At 71.2% G+C, this 20793-nt stretch carries 19 protein-coding genes and 1 riboswitch; of the genes, 10 read left to right on the forward strand and 9 right to left on the reverse strand.

Annotation, left to right across the window (positions count from 1 at the left end; genetic code table 11):
• Nucleotides 1-12 precede the first annotated feature (12 nt).
• Nucleotides 13-1440 (reverse strand): glycine hydroxymethyltransferase, encoded by a 1428-nt coding sequence (locus AB0C26_RS12995; RefSeq protein ID WP_360246224.1) that lies wholly within the window; start codon nucleotides 1438-1440, stop codon nucleotides 13-15.
• Nucleotides 1441-1459: 19 nt separating this feature from the next.
• Nucleotides 1460-1542: riboswitch (ZMP/ZTP riboswitch) on the reverse strand.
• A gap of 84 nt (nucleotides 1543-1626) precedes the next feature.
• On the opposite strand from AB0C26_RS12995, the gene AB0C26_RS13000 reads away from it, so the two are divergent.
• Entirely contained in the window at nucleotides 1627-3174 is a 1548-nt protein-coding gene (locus AB0C26_RS13000) for a sodium:proton antiporter (RefSeq protein ID WP_360246227.1), read from the forward strand.
• 155 nt (nucleotides 3175-3329) lie between these two features.
• Here AB0C26_RS13000 and AB0C26_RS13005 read toward each other — a convergent pair whose 3' ends face one another.
• From AB0C26_RS13005 to AB0C26_RS13020, 4 genes are all read right to left on the reverse strand, one after another.
• Nucleotides 3330-4559 (reverse strand): SLC13 family permease, encoded by a 1230-nt coding sequence (locus AB0C26_RS13005; RefSeq protein ID WP_360246229.1) that lies wholly within the window; start codon nucleotides 4557-4559, stop codon nucleotides 3330-3332.
• A 9-nt stretch (nucleotides 4560-4568) separates the two neighbouring features.
• Complete coding sequence (locus AB0C26_RS13010) at nucleotides 4569-4880, reverse strand: STAS domain-containing protein (RefSeq protein WP_360246232.1); 312 nt, start codon at nucleotides 4878-4880, stop codon at nucleotides 4569-4571.
• A 28-nt stretch (nucleotides 4881-4908) separates the two neighbouring features.
• The gene (locus tag AB0C26_RS13015) at nucleotides 4909-5325 is read right to left on the reverse strand and encodes an ATP-binding protein (RefSeq protein WP_360246235.1); all 417 of its coding nucleotides are present in this window, start codon (nucleotides 5323-5325) and stop codon (nucleotides 4909-4911) included.
• 69 nt (nucleotides 5326-5394) lie between these two features.
• Nucleotides 5395-6186 (reverse strand): SDR family NAD(P)-dependent oxidoreductase, encoded by a 792-nt coding sequence (locus AB0C26_RS13020; protein WP_360246238.1) that lies wholly within the window; start codon nucleotides 6184-6186, stop codon nucleotides 5395-5397.
• Nucleotides 6187-6547: 361 nt separating this feature from the next.
• On the opposite strand from AB0C26_RS13020, the gene AB0C26_RS13025 reads away from it, so the two are divergent.
• Nucleotides 6548-7267 carry an RNA polymerase sigma factor SigF gene (locus AB0C26_RS13025; protein ID WP_360246544.1) on the forward strand — a complete coding sequence of 240 codons (720 nt, stop codon included), beginning with the start codon at nucleotides 6548-6550 and terminating at the stop codon, nucleotides 7265-7267.
• Between the two features lie 59 nt (nucleotides 7268-7326).
• On the opposite strand, the gene AB0C26_RS13030 is transcribed toward AB0C26_RS13025, so the two are convergent.
• The gene (locus AB0C26_RS13030) at nucleotides 7327-8907 is read right to left on the reverse strand and encodes a glycoside hydrolase domain-containing protein (RefSeq protein WP_360246241.1); all 1581 of its coding nucleotides are present in this window, start codon (nucleotides 8905-8907) and stop codon (nucleotides 7327-7329) included.
• Nucleotides 8908-9070: 163 nt separating this feature from the next.
• Between AB0C26_RS13030 and AB0C26_RS13035 the strand changes: the two genes are divergently transcribed.
• From AB0C26_RS13035 to AB0C26_RS13050, 4 genes are all read left to right on the forward strand, one after another.
• Complete coding sequence (locus AB0C26_RS13035; protein ID WP_360246244.1) at nucleotides 9071-9730, forward strand: DedA family protein; 660 nt, start codon at nucleotides 9071-9073, stop codon at nucleotides 9728-9730.
• Nucleotides 9731-9803: 73 nt separating this feature from the next.
• Nucleotides 9804-10652 (forward strand): hypothetical protein, encoded by an 849-nt coding sequence (locus tag AB0C26_RS13040; RefSeq protein WP_360246246.1) that lies wholly within the window; start codon nucleotides 9804-9806, stop codon nucleotides 10650-10652.
• Between the two features lie 194 nt (nucleotides 10653-10846).
• Nucleotides 10847-12028 (forward strand): LamG-like jellyroll fold domain-containing protein, encoded by a 1182-nt coding sequence (locus tag AB0C26_RS13045; protein ID WP_360246248.1) that lies wholly within the window; start codon nucleotides 10847-10849, stop codon nucleotides 12026-12028.
• A 6-nt stretch (nucleotides 12029-12034) separates the two neighbouring features.
• The gene (locus AB0C26_RS13050; protein WP_360246250.1) at nucleotides 12035-12892 is read left to right on the forward strand and encodes a LysR family transcriptional regulator; all 858 of its coding nucleotides are present in this window, start codon (nucleotides 12035-12037) and stop codon (nucleotides 12890-12892) included.
• On the opposite strand, the gene AB0C26_RS13055 is transcribed toward AB0C26_RS13050, so the two are convergent.
• Nucleotides 12858-14042: a glycoside hydrolase family 18 protein gene (locus tag AB0C26_RS13055; RefSeq protein ID WP_360246252.1), complete on the reverse strand. Its 1185-nt coding sequence runs from the start codon at nucleotides 14040-14042 to the stop codon at nucleotides 12858-12860. The genes AB0C26_RS13050 and AB0C26_RS13055 overlap by 35 nt on opposite strands.
• 94 nt (nucleotides 14043-14136) lie before the next feature.
• On the opposite strand from AB0C26_RS13055, the gene AB0C26_RS13060 reads away from it, so the two are divergent.
• Entirely contained in the window at nucleotides 14137-16233 is a 2097-nt protein-coding gene (locus AB0C26_RS13060; protein ID WP_360246254.1) for an alkaline phosphatase family protein, read from the forward strand.
• Between the two features lie 6 nt (nucleotides 16234-16239).
• Complete coding sequence (locus tag AB0C26_RS13065; protein ID WP_360246256.1) at nucleotides 16240-17331, forward strand: hypothetical protein; 1092 nt, start codon at nucleotides 16240-16242, stop codon at nucleotides 17329-17331.
• On the opposite strand, the gene AB0C26_RS13070 is transcribed toward AB0C26_RS13065, so the two are convergent.
• Complete coding sequence (locus AB0C26_RS13070; RefSeq protein ID WP_360246258.1) at nucleotides 17328-18125, reverse strand: SDR family NAD(P)-dependent oxidoreductase; 798 nt, start codon at nucleotides 18123-18125, stop codon at nucleotides 17328-17330. The two genes, AB0C26_RS13065 and AB0C26_RS13070, sit on opposite strands and share 4 nt — an antisense overlap.
• A 94-nt stretch (nucleotides 18126-18219) precedes the next feature.
• Between AB0C26_RS13070 and AB0C26_RS13075 the strand changes: the two genes are divergently transcribed.
• A complete protein-coding gene (locus AB0C26_RS13075) occupies nucleotides 18220-19173 on the forward strand; it encodes a Dyp-type peroxidase (RefSeq protein WP_360246262.1) in 954 nt (317 codons plus the stop codon).
• Here the strand turns inward: AB0C26_RS13075 and AB0C26_RS13080 are convergent.
• Nucleotides 19156-19782, reverse strand: a complete 627-nt coding sequence (locus tag AB0C26_RS13080; protein ID WP_360246264.1) for an HAD-IA family hydrolase — start codon at nucleotides 19780-19782, stop codon at nucleotides 19156-19158. The two genes, AB0C26_RS13075 and AB0C26_RS13080, sit on opposite strands and share 18 nt — an antisense overlap.
• Nucleotides 19783-19864: 82 nt before the next feature.
• Here AB0C26_RS13080 and AB0C26_RS13085 point away from each other — a divergent pair, with 82 nt between their 5' ends.
• Entirely contained in the window at nucleotides 19865-20788 is a 924-nt protein-coding gene (locus AB0C26_RS13085; protein ID WP_360246266.1) for a hypothetical protein, read from the forward strand.
• Nucleotides 20789-20793: the final 5 nt, after the last annotated feature.

A 20793-nucleotide genomic window follows, 5' to 3' on the forward strand; every position in this document is an offset into this window, starting at 1 on the left:
GGGTCGCACGGGTCAGCCCAGGTCGACCGACGGGTAGAGCGGGAAGCCCGCGAGCAGCTCGTTGGCCTGCTTGCTGACGCTCTCGGACACCGCCTCGTCGAGCTGGAACTTGGCCTTGGAGCCCTCGGCCGGCTTCGTGCTGCTCAAGACCGTGTGGATCAGCTCGGCGATGGTGTCCATCTCGGCCGCGCCGAGGCCACGCGAGGTGAGCGCCGGGGTGCCCACGCGAATGCCGGAGGTGTACCAGGCGCCGTTCGGGTCGTTCGGGATGGCGTTGCGGTTCGTCACGACACCGCTGTCGAGCAGGGCCTGCTCGGCCTGGCGGCCGGTGAGGCCGAACGGGTGCACGTCGATCAGCACCAGGTGGTTGTCGGTGCCGCCGCTGACCAGCTGGACGCCCCGCTTGAGCAGGCCCTCGGCCAGCGCCTGGCTGTTCGTGACGATCTGCTGGGCGTACGTGGCGAACTCGGGGCGGCGGGCCTCGGCGAACGCGATGGCCTTGGCCGCCATGACGTGGGCCAGCGGGCCGCCGAGCACCATCGGGCAGCCGCGGTCGACCTGGGACGCCAGCGACTCCTGGGCGAAGACGGCGCCGCCGCGCGGGCCGCGCAGGCTCTTGTGGGTGGTGGTGGTGACGATGTGCGCGTGCTCGATCGGGTTGAAGTCGCCGGTGAAGACCTTGCCCGCGACCAGGCCGGCGAAGTGCGCCATGTCGACCATGAAGGTCGCGCCCACCTCGTCGGCGATCTCGCGGAGCGTCGCGAAGTTCACCTTGCGGGGGTAGGCCGAGTAGCCGCCCACGATGATCAACGGCTTGAATTCCTTCGCCGTGTCGCGCAGGGCCTTGTAGTCGATCTGGCCGGTGGCCGGGTCGACGCCGTAGCTGCGCTGGTCGAACATCTTGCCGGAGATGTTCGGGCGGAAGCCGTGGGTGAGGTGGCCGCCGGCGTCGAGCGACATGCCGAGCATGCGCTGGTTGCCGAACGCGGCCCGCAGCTCGGCCCACTCGGCGTCGGTCAGGTCGTTCACCTGCCGCTTCTCGAACTTCTTGAGGTACGGAACCTCGACCCGGTCGGCCAGGATGGCCCAGTACGCGACCAGGTTGGCGTCGATGCCGGAGTGCGGCTGCACGTACGCGTACTCGGCGCCGAACAAAGCCTTGGCGTGCTCGACGGCGACCGCCTCGACGGTGTCGACGTTCTGGCAGCCGGCGTAGAAGCGGCGGCCGATGGTGCCCTCGGCGTACTTGTCGGAGAGCCAGTTGCCCATCGCGAGCAGGACGGCCGGGGACGCGTAGTTCTCACTGGCGATCAGCTTCAGCGACTCGCGCTGGTCGTGCAGCTCTTTGGCGATCGCGTCGGCGATGCGGGGCTCGACGGACCGGACCACCTCGAGGGCGGAGCGGAAAGCGGCGGATTCGGCGTTCAACTCAGCAGACACAAGGACCTCCCTATCACGATGAAGAGGCCCAGGCGCACGGCAGGTCAGAGGAGCCGCTCCCCGATGGTGGCCCATCCGAACGCGCCAGTCACGGCCCGGGGCCAGCATACCGGGCGAGAACGGGTTCGCGCTGATCCGGCGCTGACGGGACCCCCGTGGAAACGATCACTTACTAGGGTGATCGGAGTGAACGGCGTACAGATCCTGCTGATCATCGGCTGCGGCATCGCGGTCTCGTCGCTGGCCAAGCGGCGGGGCGTCGAGCCCGGCTGGATCATCGTGGTGCTCGCGGCCGCGGCATCCTTCATTCCGGGGGTGCCGCGGCTCGAGCTCGAGAGCGAGGTGATCCTCGCGCTCGTGGTGCCGCCGCTGCTCTACTCGGCGACCCGCGGGGCGTCGTTCGCGTCGTTCGGGGCGAACCTGCGCCCGATCATCAACCTCGGTGTGATCCTCGTGGTGCTGACCGCCGGCGTGCTCGGTTACGTGACCTCGTGGATCCTGCCGACGCTGGGGCTGGCCACCGCTTTCGTGCTGGGCTCGGTGCTGGCGCCGCCGGACACGATCACCACCGTGTCGCATGGGGAGGAAATGGGGCTGCCGAAGCGGGCCACCTCCGTGCTCACCGGCGAGAGCCTGGTCAACGACGCGACCGCGCTGACCCTGTTCGCCATCGCGGTGGGCGCGGTGAACGGCGAGCACGCGACCTTCGGCGGCGGTGTGGCCGAGTTCTTCCGCAACGCGGCCCTCGGGGTGCTCATCGGTGCCGCGCTGTCCTCGGTGGCCCTGCTGATCCGCAAACGGCTGCGCAATCCGACGCTCGAGACGGCGCTGGTGCTGCTGGTGCCGTTCACCGCGTTCCTGGCCGCGGAGGAGGCACACGCCTCGGGCATCCTGGCCGTGGTGGCGGCCGCCTTCGCGATCACGCTGAACCTGTCGCTCGACCCCAACTTCCAGTATCCGGGCGGCTACCTGACCCGGATCCAGGAGAACAACGTCTGGCCGGTGATCGACTTCCTGCTGGAGACCTTCGTCTTCGCATACATCGGCCTGCAATTGAAGTTCGTCCTGCGGGATCTGGCCCAGGAAGAGGAGCCGGGCCTGACCCGCACCCTGGTCGCGGCCGGGGTGCTGCTGGTGGTGGCGATCCTCTTCCGGCTGTTCGGCGTCTTCGTGCTGTTCGAGCGCTACCGGCGCCGGGACACTCGCCGCAAGCGCCGGATCAAGGAGGACGTCTACTACCGCGCCCGCTGGCAGCGGCACGAGGAGGAGCGCCGCAAGCGCGGCCTGAAGCCGCAGGAGCCGCCGACGCGCAAGGAGATCCTGCTGGTCGGCTGGACGGGCATGCGCGGCATCCTCACGCTGGCCGCCGCGGCCGGTATCCCGGAGCACACGGCGTCGGGCGCGCCGTTCCCCGGCCGCGACGCCATCCAGGCCATCGCGCTGATCGTCACGCTCGGCACCCTGCTGATCCAGGGCACCACGATCGGCTGGCTGGCCCGCAAGCTGAAGTTCGACCTGGCCGGCGAGCACGCCGAGGAACAGGCCGACCGCGAGGAGGCCGAGCGGATCGTCGCCGAGGCCGCCGCCCAGCCGGCGGCGGACCTCGACGCGAGCTTCGACGCTCAGCGGCTCGCCCTGGCCACCGCGGTCCGCGATCACCGGGTCGGCCAGGACGCCGCCCGCGAGATCATCGACGAACTGGACCTCCGGCAGGCCGCCCGGCATACATCCTGAGCAGAGCGTCAGTTCCGTAACCAGTTTTACTTGCCTGTAACACCGAGCATCGATAAGACTGACTGCGTTGGTCGCACCCCCGCCTCCGAATCCCCCACCGGATCACCTCGGCCGTCCCCGGGCCGGTCCCGGCCGCGGCGGCGCGGGGTGCGCCCCTATATGCCGGTCAATTGCAGGCCGAGCCACAGCGCGAGCACGCCCGCGGCCAGCGCGACCGGCACCGTGACCAGGCCCAGCCGCAGGAAGACGCGCGCGTCCGGGGCCGCGTCCTGGTTGTGCAGGATCTGCCGCCACAGCAGCGTGGCCAGCGAACCCACGTAGGTCAGGTTCGGGCCGACGTTGACGCCGATGAGCATGGCCAGCAGCAGGCCCGGCGACGACTCGACGCCGGGCAGCAGCACCAGCGTGGCCGGCAGGTTGTTCAAGAGGTTGGCCAGTACGGCGGCGAGCCCGGCCATGGCCAGCATCTCCCCGAGGCCGGCGCCGTCCGGCACGAGATGATCGATCAACGACCCGAGCCCGTGCACCCGGACCGCCGCCACCACGACGCCGAGAGCCAGCACGAAGGCGCAGAATGCCGGGTTTGCGGCCTTGATCAAGGTCAACGGCGACGACCGCAGCGGTACGGCGAGCGCGATCGCCCCCACGACCGCGACCCAGGCCGGGTGCACGCCCAGCGGCTGCGCCACCGCGAAGCCGGCCAAGGTCAGCCCGAGCACCACCAGCGCGTACCGAGGGGGCGGGCCGTCGTCGCCGTCGGTCTCGGGCTCGGCGCGTACCCGCAGATCTCGCCGGAAGAACCAGCGGAACACGACGTACTCGGCGAGGATCACGGCCACCCAGGGCAGCGCCATCACCCCGGCGAAGCCCAGGAAGGTCAGGCCGCTGGCCGCGAAGGCGAGCAGGTTGGTCAGGTTGGAGACCGGCAGCAGCAGCGACGCCGAGTTGGCCAGGTGGGCCGACGCGTAGGCCGGCGGGCGAGAGCGGACTCCGGTACGGGCGGCGGTCACCAGCACGACCGGGGTGAGCAGCACGACCGTCGCGTCCAGGCTCAGCACCGCCGTGGTCAGCGCGGCCGCCACGAAGACCGCGCCGAGCAACCGCACCGGGCGGCCGCGGCTGATCCCGGCCGCGATCCGGCCGGCGTACCGGAAGACGCCGTGCTCGTCGGCCAGCTGCGCGACGACCAGGACGGCGGCCAGGAAGCCGACGGTCGGGCCGAGCTCGCGCAGCTCGTCCCAGGCCGCGCTCAGCGGGACCAGGCCGGCGACCACGGCGAGCACGGCCGCCGGCACCGCCGCCGCCGCCTCCGGCAGGCCGCGGGGACGGATCACCGCGAACGCCAGCACGCCGGCGAGCAGCAGCGCCGCAATGATCAAGTCCACGGCGGGAGACTACGAGCCGAACAGCTCTCCCGCACCCGAGACGCCGAGTACGCGGGCCACCACGCCGGTGGCCTTCGTCACCCGGAAGGCGGTGCCACCGGCCTGCGCGGCGTTGTAGCCGTCGATCAGCGCGCCCAGGGCCTCGGAGTCCAGGAAGGTCGTACCGCCGAGGTCCACGACGACGTCACCGCCGTCGACAGCGGTCAGAATCGCCACCCGCAGGTCGTCACGGGCGTTGATGTCCAGTTCGCCGTCGATGCGCAGGAGGGTGGCCGCACCATCGGCCGTCCGCTCCTGGCCGATGTTGTAGGAGTCAGCCACGGGCCTTTTCTACCAGCAGTTGATCGGATCAGCCCGGGAAGCTGGCCCAGACGTGCTTGGCATCGCCGGTCGTGTACCAGCCGACGTCGATCGCGAAGGTGCGTGCGAGCTGGAGGCCGAGCCCGCCGGCGCCGAGCGGGCGCCCCTCGGCCACCCGGGGCTCCGCCTCCAGGTCGTGGTCGGCGACGTCGATGATCAGCCGGTCCTCCTGCCGGAGCAGGCGCACTTCGGTCGGCGGCAGCCCATGCCGCAGCGCGTTGGTCGCCAGCTCGGTGGCGACCACGGCCACCTTGTCGGTCAGGTCGTCCTGCGCCGCCGCGGGCACCCGCGCGATCGCCTCACGCAGGGCCGCCCGCAGACCGCGCAGCTCACCGAATTCGTCCAGCTTCCAGCACCGCAGCTCGGACGCGGCCGGAAAGGGTGCCGAGACGCGGAGCGAAGTCATGGGTCCATCTTGCCCGTTCTGCGGCTCCTGACACTGGCCCGTACAGACCTGGACCGGACAACTTACGTACTAATCCGATTTGGCACTGCCCGGCTCGGCCATCTTCCGGTGCATCTCGGCCTTGGCCTTGTCCGGCATCACCTTCGACGCGGCGCCCTGCACCTTCGTCTTCAGCGATCCGGCCACCACCTTCTCCTCGCCCTTCATCAGCGCCTTGAAGCCCTGCTCGGCGACCTGGGCCGGATCGTCCTTCTTGCCGGTGCCGACCGCGGTGTCCATCATCTCGGCCCGCTCGAAGAACTGTGTGTCCGTCGGCCCCGGCATCAGCGAGGTGACAGTGACCCCGGTGTCCTTGAGCTCGGCCCGCAGCGCCTCGGCGAACGACTGCACAAAGGACTTCGACGCGTTGTAGACCGCCTGGTAGGTGCCCGGCATCATCGACGCGATCGACGAGGTGAACAGCACCCGGCCCGCGCCCCGCGCGACCAGGTCGGGCAGCACCCGCTTGGCCAGGTGCACGGTCGAGGTCACGTTCACCGCGATGATCTCGAGCTCGTCCTCCAGGTCGGTCTCCCGGGTGAAGTCGCCACCCAAGCCCCGGCCGGCGTTGAACGCGATCGCGTCGACCGGGCGGCCGGCCTCGCGGATCGCGGCGTACGCCTGCTCCACGCCTTCGAACGTGGCCAGGTCGGCCCGCACCGCTGTCACCTGGCGCTCGCCGTCGCGGCGGAGGTCGGCCGCGGCCTGCTCGATGTCGGCGTCCTCGGCCACCACCAGGAGATCGAAGCCGTTCTGTGCGAATTGCCGTGCCAGCTCATATCCGATGCCACTCGAGGCACCCGTCACCACTGCGAAAGTCATGCCCCTGGCGTGCCCGCCCCGGAGCGATTCAATCGACCACGGGCAAGATCCGCTCCGTATATTTGCTATCACGCAAAGTAACTCATACTTTCGGCTAGTCTTTCCTGGCCCTCTCGGCTAGGGTTCTCATATCCGAACGGCCACGTGTGCGGGTCGATGGTTATCGGATCGATCGCCGTCGACCAGATAAAGGGACACCCGACCGAACGGGTCCAGCCAGTGATGGCGGGACCGGCTCTCCGGTAGGTGCCAGGGAGGACCAAGCATGACCGTCACCGAGACCAAGACTTCTGCTGACGCGGAGACGATTCCGGCCGGCGCCGCGGCGCCCGTCGACAGCGCCGCCGAGCTGCTGAACGCGATGGCCGCGATGCCGGCCGGTCACCCGTCCCGCGCGGCCCTGCGCGACCGGGCGATCGAGGCCTGGCTGCCGCTGGCCCGCCACCTCGCCCACCGCTACTCCGGCCGCGGCGAGCCCACCGACGACCTCGTCCAGACCGCCAACGTCGGCCTGATCAAGGCCATCGACAAATTCGACCCCGAGCGCGGTGTCGACTTCGCGGGTTACGCGATCCCGACGATCATCGGCGAGATCAAACGCCACTTCCGCGACCGTACGTGGTCGGTCCGCGTCCCGCGCCGCCTGCAGGAACTGCGCCTGGCCATCACCGAGGCCAACAGCACCCTGACCCACAGCCTCGGCCGCTCCCCGACGGTCGCCGACGTCGCCACCCACCTGGGCGTCAGCGAGGAAGACGTCCTCGAAGGCCTCGAAGGCGCCCGCGCCTACAACGCCACCTCGCTGTCCACCCCGATCTCAGCCGACGGCACCACCGAACTCGGCGACACCCTCGGCGGCGAAGACACCGAGTTCGAACTCGCCGAGACCCGCGTCGCCCTGGGCCCGGCCCTGGCCACCCTCGACGAGCGCGAGCAGAAGATCCTCACCCTGCGCTTCTACGGCAACCTGACCCAGTCGCAGATCGCCGACCAGATCGGCATCTCCCAGATGCACGTCTCGCGCCTGCTCACCAAGGCCCTGACCAAGCTGCGCGCGCAGCTGTCGGCCGACGCGCTCTGATTCACCGACTTTCGTGGCCGGCCCGGTTCGGGCCGGCCACGACTGTTTCCGGCGCTTTCTCAGGCGATCGGCGTCAGCGGGCCGTAGCCCGTGCCGATCCTGATCGCGGGACGCAGCGTCGTGCCCGCGCCCGGCAGCAGCAGCAACGCGCCGGTCGACTTCTGCACGGCGGCCAGGTCAGGGAAGCCGTCCCGGTCGAAGTCGCCGACCGAGATCACGTCACGCAGGCCGCTCGCGACGGTGCCGAGCGGGAACTGCCGGACGAAACCGTTCTTGCGGCCGGTGATCAGGTAGAGCTTGCCGTCGGCGAGCCGGGCCACCAGATCGGGCCAGCCGTCCCGGTTGAAGTCGCCGGCGCCGGTCAGCTCCGTCTTGCCGCCGAAACCCTTGCCCACCTGCTTGGCGCCGCGGAATTTGGCGCCCGCCTGACCGGCGTACAGGAAAAGGTTGTTGCTCTTGGAAACGGCGAGAAGGTCGGGGTAACCGTCGCCGGTGAGGTCGCCGATCGTGGTGATGTCGCGCAGCACCTGCCAGCCGCTGCCGACCTTCTTGCGCGTACCCAGGCCCGAGCCGGTGCCGGGATAGAACCACAGGTCGCCGTTGCTCTGCCGGGCGACGACGTCCTCGCGGCCGTCCCGGTTGAGGTCGAGGCGGACCAGCGCGTTCATCGCGGCGAAGCCGCTGCCGATCGTGCGCCGGGCGGCGAAGTCGACGCTGCCGCCGTTGCCCGGGAACATCGAGACGTACCCGGTGGCCGACCGGGCGATGACGTCGGACCAGCCGCTGACGTTGAAGTCGGCGCCGCGGGTCCGGGACAGCGGCGCGAAGTCGACGTAGTTGCTGTCGACGTTGATCGTGACGCCGCCCCACGTCTCCTTGTGACCGCCGCGGTACTGCTTCATCCGCCGGTGACCGGGCCAGGCCGTGGCCGGGATCTTCGCGTCGGTCAGCGTGACGACCTGGTCCCAGCGGGCGAAGTCGACGAAGTCGGGCCGGGCGTGACCGGCGGCCGAATAGCTCGCCACCTGGTCGGCGATGCCCGAACTGACGCTGCTGTAGAAACCGCTGAAGTAGCCGCCGTCGTGCAGGCGGGACGTCCAGCCGTTCATGAAGGCGAGCACGCCCGTACGGCAGGCGGCGTCGTCCGTCCGGTAAGCCTCCATGTCGTAGATGATCACGGAGTCGCGGGCGAGACCCAGCGCCGTCGCCTGGGCGATGGCGTCCGTCGCGGCGGCCCGGCCCTGACCGCCGGCCTGCGCGTTGGTGATCAGGTTGCGGCCGCGGCCGACCGTGGTGCACGAGGCCTGCGGCCCGACGTACAGCGGAAGCAGCTTCCAGCCGGCCTGCACCTGCTCCTTCACCCAGGCGGCGGTCAGCTGCGGCTGGGCGCACCCCCGGTTGACACCGCCGATGTAGATGCCGATCGCCTTGAACGGCGACGACTGGCGCCACGCCTTCATCGCCGCGCTCGACGGCGCGCTGCACGCGTCGAAGGCGTACCCCTTGAAGGTTCCAGGTTGGACGGTGACGAACGTGGCCGCGTCGGCCCGGGTCAACGCGAACGACGACAAACCCACCACCACGGCGGCGATGACGCCACCGGCGAGCAACTTGCGGCGCGCGCGCAACAGAACCTTCACGGCGTAGCAGCCAAGCAAAGAGAACCGTGAATGCGCCAGGCCCGAACGGCCGATCTTCAGCGCCGTCCGGCGCGTTCGGCACGGGCCGCCCGGGTCCCCGTTCGAACAACCATCGCCACTCTGTGCGTTGCGCCACCCGAAGCCCGGCTACCGTAGATAAGCGATGCCACCTTCAGCCGACCTTCCGGGATTCCTGCACGGCGTCGCTCCGTACCTCGACCGGTGGGGCTACCTCGCCGTCGCGGGTTCCATCGGAGTGGAGAGCTTCGGAGTCCCCGCGCCCGGGCAGACCATCATGGTCGCCGCGGCGATCTACGCCGGCGCCGGCCGGCTCAACATCTTCGGTGTGGCCGCGATCGCCTTCATCGCGGCCGTGCTCGGCGACAACGTCGGCTACTGGATCGGCGTCAAAGGCGGCCGCAAAGCCGCTCTACGCTGGGGAAAGTACGTTTTCCTGACCCCCGAGCGGCTGGCCCGGGCCGAGGGCTTCTTCGCCCGGCGGGGCGGCCGGATCGTCGTGGTGGCCCGCTTCATCGACGGACTGCGCCAGTTCAACGGCGTGATCGCCGGCATCACCGCGATGCCGTGGAAGCAGTTCCTGCTCTACAACGCGATCGGGGCGGCCCTGTGGGTCGGCTTCTGGACGACCGTGGCGTTCGTCTTCGGCACCCACCTGGTCGAGATCATCGAGCACGCACTCCGGTACAAATGGTGGGCAATCGGGATCATCACCATCGCTCTTGTGTCCTACATAACTCTTCACGTACGTCACATTCGTCGCCGCCGGGCTCGCGCGGCCGAAGTTGTCGAGCAATCCTCGTAACTTTGACTTCGCCTTCATGTCGTCCGTCGTCAATCCGCGGGTACGGCCAAAGGTGAGACGAAAGGAGACACTCGTGAGTTCGAACCAGCTCGACCGTCGCCGCGACGCGTCCGGAGCCGCCCACGAAGCCGCCGAACGCGCCAAGACCACCGTCACCGAACTCGAGAACCGCCTGCGCACCAACGCCGACATGACCCTGCGCCAGAAGCAGGCGCTGCGCAACGCCGAGGCCGAGGCCCGCCGGCTCAAGCGCTCACTGAAGACGCAGGAACGCGACAAGGCCCGCCTGGAGAAGGCGCACAAGAAGGCTGTCGCCAAGGCGGGCAAGGCCGCGGCCCGCGCCACCGCCCTCGAGGAGAAATACAGCAAGGCCGTCCTGGCCGACCTGATCACCCGCGAGAAGGCCCGCGACCGCGCCGCCGCCACCAGCCCCACAACCGCTGAGGCCCCCTCGGCCACCCCCGCCGCCACCTCGACCGCCCAGGCCGCGCCTGTTACCGACGCCGGCGCCACCTCGACCGCCGAGGCCGCGTCCGCTACCGCCGCCGGCGCCACCTCGACCGGCACCAAGGCCGCGCCCGCGACCGCCGCGGGGGCTAAGGCCGCGCCCGCTACCACCCAGGCCGCCCCGGCCACCGCCGGCGCCGCAAAGGCGGCCTCGGCCGCGCCCGTGGCCGAGGTTGCCGACCTGCCCGCTACGCCGGCCGAGGAGGTGGCCGCCGACGAGGGCGCCTCCACTGCCCGCGCGACCGCTGCCCGTGCCACGGCCCGCAAGGCGGCCACGGCCGCCTCGACCCGGACCACCACCTCTGGCCGCCGCGCTGCCGCGCCCCGCAAGGCCGCCACCCCGGCGCCCGAGGTCCCGGCCACGACGACCGCCCGTAAGACCGCCGCCCGCAAGACGACGTCCCGCTCCTCCTGATCCGCCCGAAGGTTCGCTTCCCGCCGACGGCGCCCTCCCCAGCCCTCAGGGGACGGGAGATCGCCGTTGGCGGGGAGCGTTCATTCCGGTTTCGTACCTTTTAGGCCTGATTAGTCCTTTTGGTGGCCAGGTTCGCCCGGTTCGAGGGGGCGGAAGTCGCCAGGACGAATGGGCCGACAGGCGATAATTCGGGCATGCGATCTTGTTGGTTCGGCGCTGCCCTCGTCGCCGTCTCGACGGCGGCCGTTTCCCTCATCGCCAATCCGCTGCCCGCGCACGCTCCCCTCGCAGCGCCGCCCGAGGCCCTCGCCGCCGCCCCGGAGCACGCCGCCCCGAAGCACGCCGCCCCGAAGCACGCCGCCCCGCGCCAAGCCGCCGCCGCCAAGCCCTTCGCCGCCGCGCCGAACCAGGCCAGGCCAGAGCTAGAGCGGGCGGCCGCGACCCTCACCGCGCCGAAGCAGGCCAGGACGGGGCTCATGCGGGCGATCCCGTCCCTCACCACCACGCCAGGGCTGGCCGGGCCGGGGCGAGCGACCGCGCCTCTGGCCGCGCCGAGGCAGGCCAAGCCGGGGCCGGAGCGGGCAGCCGCACCCCTCGCCGCCGCGCCGGACCAGGCCGGGGCGGGGCACGAGCGGGCGGCCGCGCCCCTGGCCGCCGGGCTGGGGGCGGTGCCTGGGGTGCCGCGCCGGATGGAAGGGGCTCGGGGAGAAGGGCCCGCGGTGGCGCCTACGCCGACTACGGGGCTACTGGTGGCTCGGTACGCGTTCAACGGGCGGGCCGGGTCGATCATCGACGAGTCGGGGCGGGGGCACACCCTGCGCGTCATCTCGGGGCACGGTGGGGCCGTTCGGCGGGTCGTACATGGGCAAGGGTCGGCTCTGGCCTTTCCCAGCCGCTGCACCGCGCGGGTCTGCCCGCATGTCGCGCTGCAGACCGCCACCTCCTCCGCCGATCTCAACCCGGGTACGCGCAACATCGCGTTCGGAGCCGAGGTCATGCTGACGCCGGGGCAGACCAGCAAAGGGCAGAACGTCGTGCAGAAGGGCTACTCGACCACCAGCAGCCAGTGGAAGCTGCAGATCGACGGCGCCGCCGGCCGGCCCAGCTGTGTGCTGGTCGACGACAAACGGCCGCCCATCCGGATGGCCACCAGCTCGGTCAGCGTGGCCGACGGCCAGTGGCATTCCGTCGAGTGCCGGCGGGTCGCCACCAACCTCTTCGTGCTCGTCAACGGCTATCTGCGCGGCCGCACCACGATCCCGGCCAAGCTGTCGATCACCAACGACCGGCCGATGAGCATCGGCGGCAAGGGCGCCTACGCGGACAACGACCAGTTCAACGGCGCGCTCGACAACGTCTGGGTGCAAATAGGCTGACCGCCCATGGAGCTCTCCCTGGACCTGCTGCGTACCTTCCTGGCCGTCTACCGGGCCGGGTCGGTCACCGCGGGCGCGCGGCGGCTCTCGCTGTCCCAGCCGACCGTGACCGGGCAGCTGCGGGCCCTGGAGTCCGCGCTCGGCAAGCCCCTGTTCACCCGGCTGCCGCGCGGTGTCGCGCCCACCCCGGCCGCCGACCTGCTGGCCCGGCGGGTCAGCGAACCCCTCGACAAGCTGGCCGGGCTGGTGGTCGACGAGGCCGGCGCGGACGAGGTGCACCTGGGCGGGCCGACCGAGTTCCTCACCGCCGTGGTGCTGCCGGCGGCCGGGCCGCTCGTCGCCCAGGGCCTTGCGCTGCGGGTCAGTTTCGGCCTGCCGGCCGAGCTCACCGCCCGGCTGCGGGACGGCTCGATCGACCTGGCGCTGCTCAGCGTGCGGCCGCGCGGGGCCGGACTGCGTGTCGAGCCGCTCTGCGACGAGGAGTTCCTGCTGGTCGGGCCGCCCGAGGTGGCGGGGCGCGACCTGAAGACGGTGCCGCTCGTCGCGTACGCCGAGGACCTTCCGATCGTCCGCCGTTACTGGCAGACCGAGTTCGGCGCCCGGCCTTCGCGGGACGCGGCCGTGGTCGTACCCAATCTGCACGCCGTGCTCGCCACCGTGATCGCCGGCGGCGGCTACAGCGTGCTGCCCGAATATCTGTGCGCGGCCGATCTCGCGGCCGGGCGCCTGGTGCGGCTGCACGAGCCGGCGGTCGTCCCGTTGAACACGATCTACCTGGCCGAGCGGGCCGGCGAACCGCCGTCGCCGGCCCGGGAGCGGCTGGCCGGGATTATTCGGTCGGCGGCGCGGCCAGCCCCGAGCTGACCGCGCCGAGCAGGTCGCCCTTGGCCGTGTCGCCGGACAGTTCCCACGCGAAGGCCCCGCCCAGCCGTTTGCCACGGGCGTACTCAATCTTGGTCTCGATGGTTTCCGGTGTGTCGTAGGACCACCATTGGGTGCCGCAATGTGCGTAGGCCGTGCCGGCGATCGTGCCGGTCGGTGGGCAGCGCTGGGCCAGGATCTTGTAGTCCTCGAGGCCCTTCTCGTATCTCCCGGGCGCCGGGCCGGACGCCTCGCCGCCCGGTTCGGCCTGGGTGACGCCGTCCCAGCCGCGGCCGTAGAAGCCGAGGCCGAGCAGTACCTTCTCCGGGGGGACGCCGAGGGCGAGGAGCTCGTCGACGGTGGCCGTCGTCGTGGACGTCTCGCGAGGAATGCCGGGGTAGGTGGTCAGCGGCGAGTGGGGTGCCGTCTTCGGGGTCTTGCGAGCGTCGTCGCCACCGGCGCCGAAGTAGTCGTACGTCATCGCGTTCAGCCAGTCCGCCGTACCGGAAACGGTCTTGTAGTCGGTGGCCTTCAGCTTGGACACGTCGGCCGGCACCGCCGCGGTGATCAGCGCGCCGGGGCCGAAGGCCGAGCGCAGCGCGGTGATCATCTTCGGCAGAGCGCCGGGACCGCTCTTGTCGCACTGCAGGCCACAGGCGTTCGGGTACTCCCAGTCGATGTCGATGCCGTCGAACAGGCCGGACCAGCGCTGGTCGGTGACCAGCTGGTGGCAGGAGTCGGCGAACGCGCCCGGGTCGCGGGCGGCCTCGGTGAAGCCGGCCGAGCCGGTCCAGCCGCCGAACGACCACAGCACCCGCAGGTTCGGGTGTTGCCGTTTGAGCTCGCGGAGCCGGCCGAAGTTGCCCTGCAGTCCGGAGGAGCCGGCCGAGATCGGCTTCTGATAGTCGGCCCAGGCGTCGGCGACGGCGCACCGGCCCTTCTCGACCTTGCCGAAGGCGTAGTTGAGGTGGGTCAGGCGGTCGGCGGCGCCGCTGGTGACCAGGTCTTCGACCTGGAAGTCGCGGTTGTAGACGCCCCAGCCCGTGAAGTAACCGACGATCTTGGGCGTCGCCGGCACGGGCTCCTCGTCCGGACCACTGCAAGCGGACATGGCGGCGATCATGAGGATGATCAAGACTATTCGGGCGCGCACCGCTCCGAAGCTATCCGTAGGGGGCAAACAAACCCCAAGTGATCACACTAACGAGGAGCCCGTGATTCGGCGGAAGCTGTGACATCGTTTTCCCGTGGCCATCAGCCTGCACGAGCCTCCGTCCGCCCCGGCCGCCCGCGACTGGCGGGCCGATCTGCGCGCGCTGCTCAGCTGGCGCCGGGTGCTCAACCGGCTGCGCGCCGTCCTGCGCAGCGCCCTGGTCACCTTCGTCGTCCTGACCCTCACCCTGTGGCTGATGCCGGGCGTGAACAGCAACGACATCGTCGACACGCTGGGCCTGGTGCTGGTGGTGGCCGGTGTCGGCGCCGTGCTGCGCCCGCTGCTGCTGGTCGGCATCGTGGCCCTCGGCGGCTGGGGCGCCATGCTGCTCGGCATCCTGGCCCAGATCACCGTCATCGTGGTCGCCCTCGAGATCGACCCGGCCAACCGGATCACCGGACTTCCCTCGCTGGTGCTGACCGCGATCCTGGCCATCGTCTTCGCCGCGATCGTCGACTGGATGCTGGACAGCGGCTCCGACGACACCTTCGTCCGCGAGTCCAAGCGGCTCATGCGCGGCGTGCGGCGCCGTCAGGCCCGGCTGGCCGGCGGCCCGTTCCTCTCCCTGCGCCGCCCCCGCACCGGCACCGACCCGGGTCTGCTGATGATCCAGCTCGACGGCCTCTCCGAGCCGGTCCTGCGCTGGGCCGTGCGGGCCGGCAACCTGCCCACCCTCGGGCACTGGCTGCGCTCGGGCAGCCACACCATGCGCGGCTGGCACACCGGGCTGCCGTCGACCACGCCCGCCTCGCAGGCCGGCATCCTGCACGGCGCCACCCGGCAGGTGCCGGCGTTCCGCTGGTTCGAGAAGGACACCGGCAAGCTGATGGTCACCAACCGGCCGCGCGACGCCGCCGTGCTCGAGCCGCGGCTCAGCGACGGCCGGGGCCTGCTGCGCGACGGCGGGGTCAGCATCGGCAACGCGTTCAGCGGCGACGCCGCGGTCAGCCTGCTCACGGTCAGCCACGCGGCGCTGCCGGGCCGGTCGGCGCGCGGCTGGGCGGCGTTCATGGCGTCCCCGTACGGCTTCACCCGGGCCCTGGTCCTCGGCGTCGGCGAGGTGATCACCGAGCTGCACCAGGCCCGCCTCCAGCGCCGCCGTAACCTCCAGCCCCGGGTGAGCCGGTCCGGTTCGTTCCTGGCCCTGCGGCCGGCCTCGATGCTGCTGCGTGACGTCAACGTGTCGCTGATCGCCGAGCAGATGGCCCGTGGCGCCCCGGCCGTGTACTGCGACCTGGTCGACTACGACGAGGTGGCGCACCACGCCGGCCCGGCCCGGCCCGAGTCGATGCGCCAGCTGGAAAGCCTGGACCGGATGCTCGGCGTGCTCGAACGGCTCGCCCCCGAGGCGGCCCGCCGATACCACCTGGTCGTGCTCTCCGACCACGGGCAGAGCCAGGGCGCCACCTTCAAGCAGCGCTACGGCGAGACCCTGGACGAGGTGGTCGAGCGGTTCTCGGCGCCCGACCCGGCCGACGCGCCGTCCACCCCGGCCGAGGAGGAGGCGACCAAGGAGCCCGACTTCCCCGAGCCGCCGGTCGCCCCGCTGCTGGTGGTCTCGTCCGGCAACCTCTCCCTGGTCTACCTGACCAGGTTCCCCCAGCGGCTCGACCGGGAGCAGATCGAGAGCGTCTACCCGCGCCTGATCAACGGCCTGGTCGCTCACCCCGGGATCGGCCTGGTCATCGTCCGCGACACCGACGGCCCGGTCGTGCTCGGCACCTCCGGCACCCACCGGCTCGCCGACGGCGTCGTCGAGGGCATCGACCCCTTGCTGCCGTACGGTCCCCGGGCCCGCCATGATCTGCTGCGCCACCAGGAGTCCGTGCACCTGGGCGACCTGGTGCTGATCAGCTCGGTCGACCCGGTCACCGAGGAGGTGGCGGCGTTCGAGGAACTGGTCGGCTCGCACGGCGGCCTGGGCGGCTGGCAGACCGACGCGGTGCTGGTGCACCCGGCCCGCTGGCCGATCACCCAGCCCGAGCTGGACGGGCCGGACACGATCCACCGCCAGCTCGTCGAATGGCTCTCCATGCTGGGGCTGCGCACGCAGACCCTGGCCGCCGACGACGAGCGGCACGAACTCGTGAAAGAGGAGGCGCCGAGCCTTTCCGGCACCCACGACGGTTAGGACTTTGTGCCTTTCCTCCCCTTCCTCACTGCCATGCTGGTCGGGGCCCTGCCGGCCCCGGTGACACCACGGACCGCGCCGACCTTCAACGGCGGCGTGTACGCGATCGCCCACCGCGGCGACACGGTCTACGTCGGCGGCGCGTTCACGAGCGCGTCGGCCGGAGGGAAGACCTACAAGCGGATGCGGCTGGCCGCCTTCGACGCGCGCACCGGCGACCTGCTCGACTGGGCGCCGCCGGCGGACGGCACGGTCCGCGCGCTCGCCACCACCGCCGACAGCGTCTACGCGGCCGGCGACTTTCACGAGGTCGGCGGCGAGGACCGGGACTCACTGGCCCGGATCAACCCGTCGAGCGGCGCTGTCGCGTCGTTCGCCCACGAGATCACCGGTACGGCGTACGCGCTCGGCACCGCCGGCAACCGGCTCTATCTGGGCGGCAGCTTCACCGCGGTCGACGACGAGCGGCGCGGCAACCTGGCCGCCTTCGACCTCACCACCGGGCGGCTCGACACCCGCTGGCGGCCGCTCACCGACGACACCGTGCACGCGCTCACGGTCGCCGGGCCGCGCGTCTATCTGGGCGGCGGCTTCCACATCGTCAACGGCGTCAAGGGCACGCTGCGCCTGGCCGCCGTGAGCAGCACGAGCGGGGCCGTCGACCCGGTCTTCCGCCCACGGGTGCCGGCCGAGGTCCGCGCGATAGCCGTCGACGTCTCGGGCGTGCAGGTCGCCACGGCCGGGGTGGGCGGACGGGCTTTGTCGTACGCGACCACGGGCGCCCTGCGCTGGCAGCGCGTCTTCGACGGCGACGCGGCCGCCATCGCGTCGGCCGGGGGCATCACCTACGTCGGCGGCCACTTCGACGCCATCTGCCGAACCGAACGCAACGGTGCCAAGGGCGGCTGCGTCGACGGTGCCACGCCCCGGCTCAAGCTGGCCGCGCTCACCGCCAACGGCACCCTGACGAGCTGGGGTCCCAAGGCCAACGGCGTCATCGGCGTACGGGTCCTGACCGTGCACAAGGGCACAGTCCAAGCCGGCGGTGACTTCACCACGATCGACGGCCGCGACCGCCGGCGCTTCGCGGCCTTCTAAGTCAGTCGTTTCCCGGCCCGCTGGGCGAGCTTCCAGTAGCGGGTCGGGGTCAGCCTCGCCAGCACGTCCGCGGCCCGCGCCACACCACCGATCACCAGGCGCGGGCGGCGGCGCTGAATGGCCGTGAGGATCTGGCGGGCCGCCTCCTCGGCCGGCATGGTCAGCGCCCGCTCCTCGAACTTCTCGGCCTGCGCGGCCTGCTCCCCGCCCGGGTCGCCGCCGCTGAGCCGCGCGCTGGCCGCGATGCTGGTCTTGATGCCGCCCGGGTGCACCACCGTCACGCCGACGCCGCGCGGCTCCAGCTCGTTGCGCAGGGCGTCGGTGAAGCCCCGGACCGCGAATTTGCTGGTCACGTACGCCACCTGGCCCGCCGGGGCGATCAGCCCGAAGAGGCTGGACACGTTCACCACGTGCGACCCGGGCCGGGCCAGCAACTGCGGCAGGAACGCCTTGGTCATCCGTACGACCGCATGGAGGTTGATCTCCAGCAGCCAGTCGAAATCGGCCATGCTGTTCTGCTCGAACGTGCCCATCAGGGTCACCCCGGCGTTGTTCACCAGAAGGTCGGCCCCGCCGTGGCGCGAGGCGATCTCGGCCGCCAGGTCCAGCCGGTCGCCGCCGTCGCTCAGATCGATCTCGTACGTCGACACGTCCGGCGACCCGAGCTCCCGCGCCAGTTCGGCCACCCGGGCCAGTCCGCCGGCGTCCCGGTCGACCAGCACGAGCACCGCCCGCCGCCGGGCCAGCTCATGCGTCAGCGCCGCCCCGATGCCGCTCGCCGCCCCGGTAACCACGCAGGTCCGCCCCGAAAACGCGAAGGGCCGCATCACACGTCACGCCGATCACTCATGGGGTCATTATCGGCCTACGGTCCGTAGGCTGCTGACCATGACAGCGCCCCGTTCCGTCGCTCCCACGGTCGAATCGCAGGCCGTGCTCGCGCCGCTCACCGACGCGGCGATCTTCCTGGTGATGACCGTGCGGCCGGGCGGCGAGCAGGCCGTCCGCGACCTCCTCTCCGACGTCAGCGCGCTCCAGCGCACGGTCGGCTTCCGGCTCCCGTCGGCCAAGCTCTCCTGCGTCACCGGCATCGGCTCCGAGCTGTGGGACCGGCTCTTCCCGAACGGCCCCCGCCCGGCCGAACTGCACAAGTTCCGGTCGTGGAAGGGCCCACGGCACGTCGCTCCCTCCACCCCCGGCGACCTGCTGTTCCACCTGCGGGCCGGGCAGATGGACGTGTGCTTCGAGATGGCCGCCAAGATCGCCCAGCGGCTGGCCGGCGTGGCCGACGTGGTCGACGAGACGCACGGCTTCAAGTACTTCGACGAGCGCGACCTGCTCGGCTTCGTCGACGGCACCGAGAACCCGACCGGCGCCACCGCCTCGCGGGCCGTCCTGGTCGGCGACGAGGACCCGCAGTTCGCCGGCGGCAGCTACGTCATGGTGCAGAAGTACGTACACGACATGACCGCCTGGAACGCGCTGAAGGTCGAGGAGCAGGAGGCGGCGATCGGCCGTACGAAGCTCGACAACGTCGAGATCGAGGACAAGGCCCCGAACTCGCACGTCGCCCTCAACACCGTAGACGACCCGGACGGCAACGAGCTGAAGATCCTGCGCGACAACATGCCGTTCGGCTCGATCAAGGAGGGCGAGTTCGGCACGTACTACATCGCGTACGCGTCCACTCCGGACGTTCCCGAGCTGATGCTGCGCCGGATGTTCCTCGGTGAGCCCTACGGCACGTACGACCGGATCCTCGACTTCTCGACGGCGATGACCGGTTCGCTGTTCTACGTGCCGACCGCCGACTTCCTGGACGACCTACCTGCCGCTGAGTAGCGCGGCCAGATCGGCGAGGCTGTCCAGCCGTACGTCGCCGTCGAGCCCCCGCAGGGCCGCCGTGTGCGCGCCGGCGGCCCGGGCCGCCTGCAACCCGACCTCGGCGTCCTCGACGACGACGCACGCGGAAGGGTCGACGCCGAGCAGCGCGGCGGCGCGCAGGTAGCCCTCCGGGTCGGGCTTGCCGGCGGCGATGTCGTCGGTGGTCACCAGAACCGGGGCGACGATGCCGGCGGCGCCCAGCCGGGCCTTGGCCAGACGCGTGTCGGCGCTGGTCACGACGGCCCACGGCAGGTTCCGCTCGGCGAGCACGGCCAGGACCTCGAACGCGCCCGGCGTGGCGGTGACGTCGCTGAGGTCGTCGTACTGCAACTCGAGCTGACGGGCCGAGGCGATCAGGATCGCCGCCTCCTGAAGGTGCGGAAGAAGCTTACGGACGGTGCTTTCGCTGGGCGCGCCATGAGCCATTTCGTACGCCTCGTGGCCGTCGACGCCGTACTCGGCGGCCCAGGCCAGCCAGGAACGCTCGACCGCCCCGTCCGAGGCGACGAGGGTGCCGTCCATGTCGAAGAGAACCGCCCGAACGTCGTCCGGGTTGATACCGGGCACCTAAAACCTCCACAGGCAGTACATAGTCACGCCGGTCAGTGTCCTCGGCAGCGCACGAGCGAACCGAGGGAGACCCGAGACGATGACCGTTCACGACCATTCGACCCGTTCGCCGATCACCAACTCCGATGATCACACGCCCTTCGCCGCCCCCACAGCGTCCTACCCCACAACCGGCCCCTCCGACTACGCCCCGCCCCTCTGGACGCCGCCGGAGGACCAGGGTGGTGGCGATCGTTCCGGGGGTGGCCGCAAGAACGCCAAGCTCGCCGCGGCCGGCGCGCTGGTCGCGGTGGCCGTGGCCAGCGCCGGCATCACGGCCGGCGTGATGGCCGCGACCGGCGGCGACAGCTCCGCCTCGGCCCAGGGCGGCCCGGGCGGCGGCCAGTTCCCCGGCGGCGGCTTGAATGGTGGCGGCTTGAGTGGTGGCGGAGGCACGATGGGCGGCGCCTCGGCCGCCCTGCACGGCGAGTACGTGATCTCCGACGGCAACGGCGGCTACACCACGCAGGTCACCCAGACCGGCACCGTCTCGGCCGTCAGCAGCAGTTCGCTCACCGTCAAGAGCACCGACGGCTTCAGCCAGACCTACGTGATCACCAGCGCCACGACCGTCGACAACGGCGCCGACCAGATCGCCTCGGTCGCCACCGGCCACACCGTGCGCGTCATCGCCACCAGCGCCGACTCGAAGGCCACGGCCACCTCGATCACCGACACCAACCTGGCCGCGACGGGCACGACACAGCAGGGCGCCCAGGGCGGCACCCAGCAGCAGGGCGCTCAACAGGGCGGCACCCAGCAGCAGGGCGCTCAACAGAGCGGCACCCAGCAGCAGGGCGGCCAGGCGCCCGGCGGCATGCCGGGCGGTCTCCCCGGCGGCGGCCAGATGCAACAGGGCCAGACCCCAAGCGACGCAGGCACGGGAAGCGGAACCGGCGCAGGCACGGGAAGCGGAACTGGCGCGGGAACCGGAACCGGAACTGGTGCGGTGACTGGCACCTGACTTCC

It is taken from the genome of Actinoplanes sp. NPDC048796, assembly GCF_040650035.1.
Lineage (GTDB): Bacteria > Actinomycetota > Actinomycetes > Mycobacteriales > Micromonosporaceae > Actinoplanes.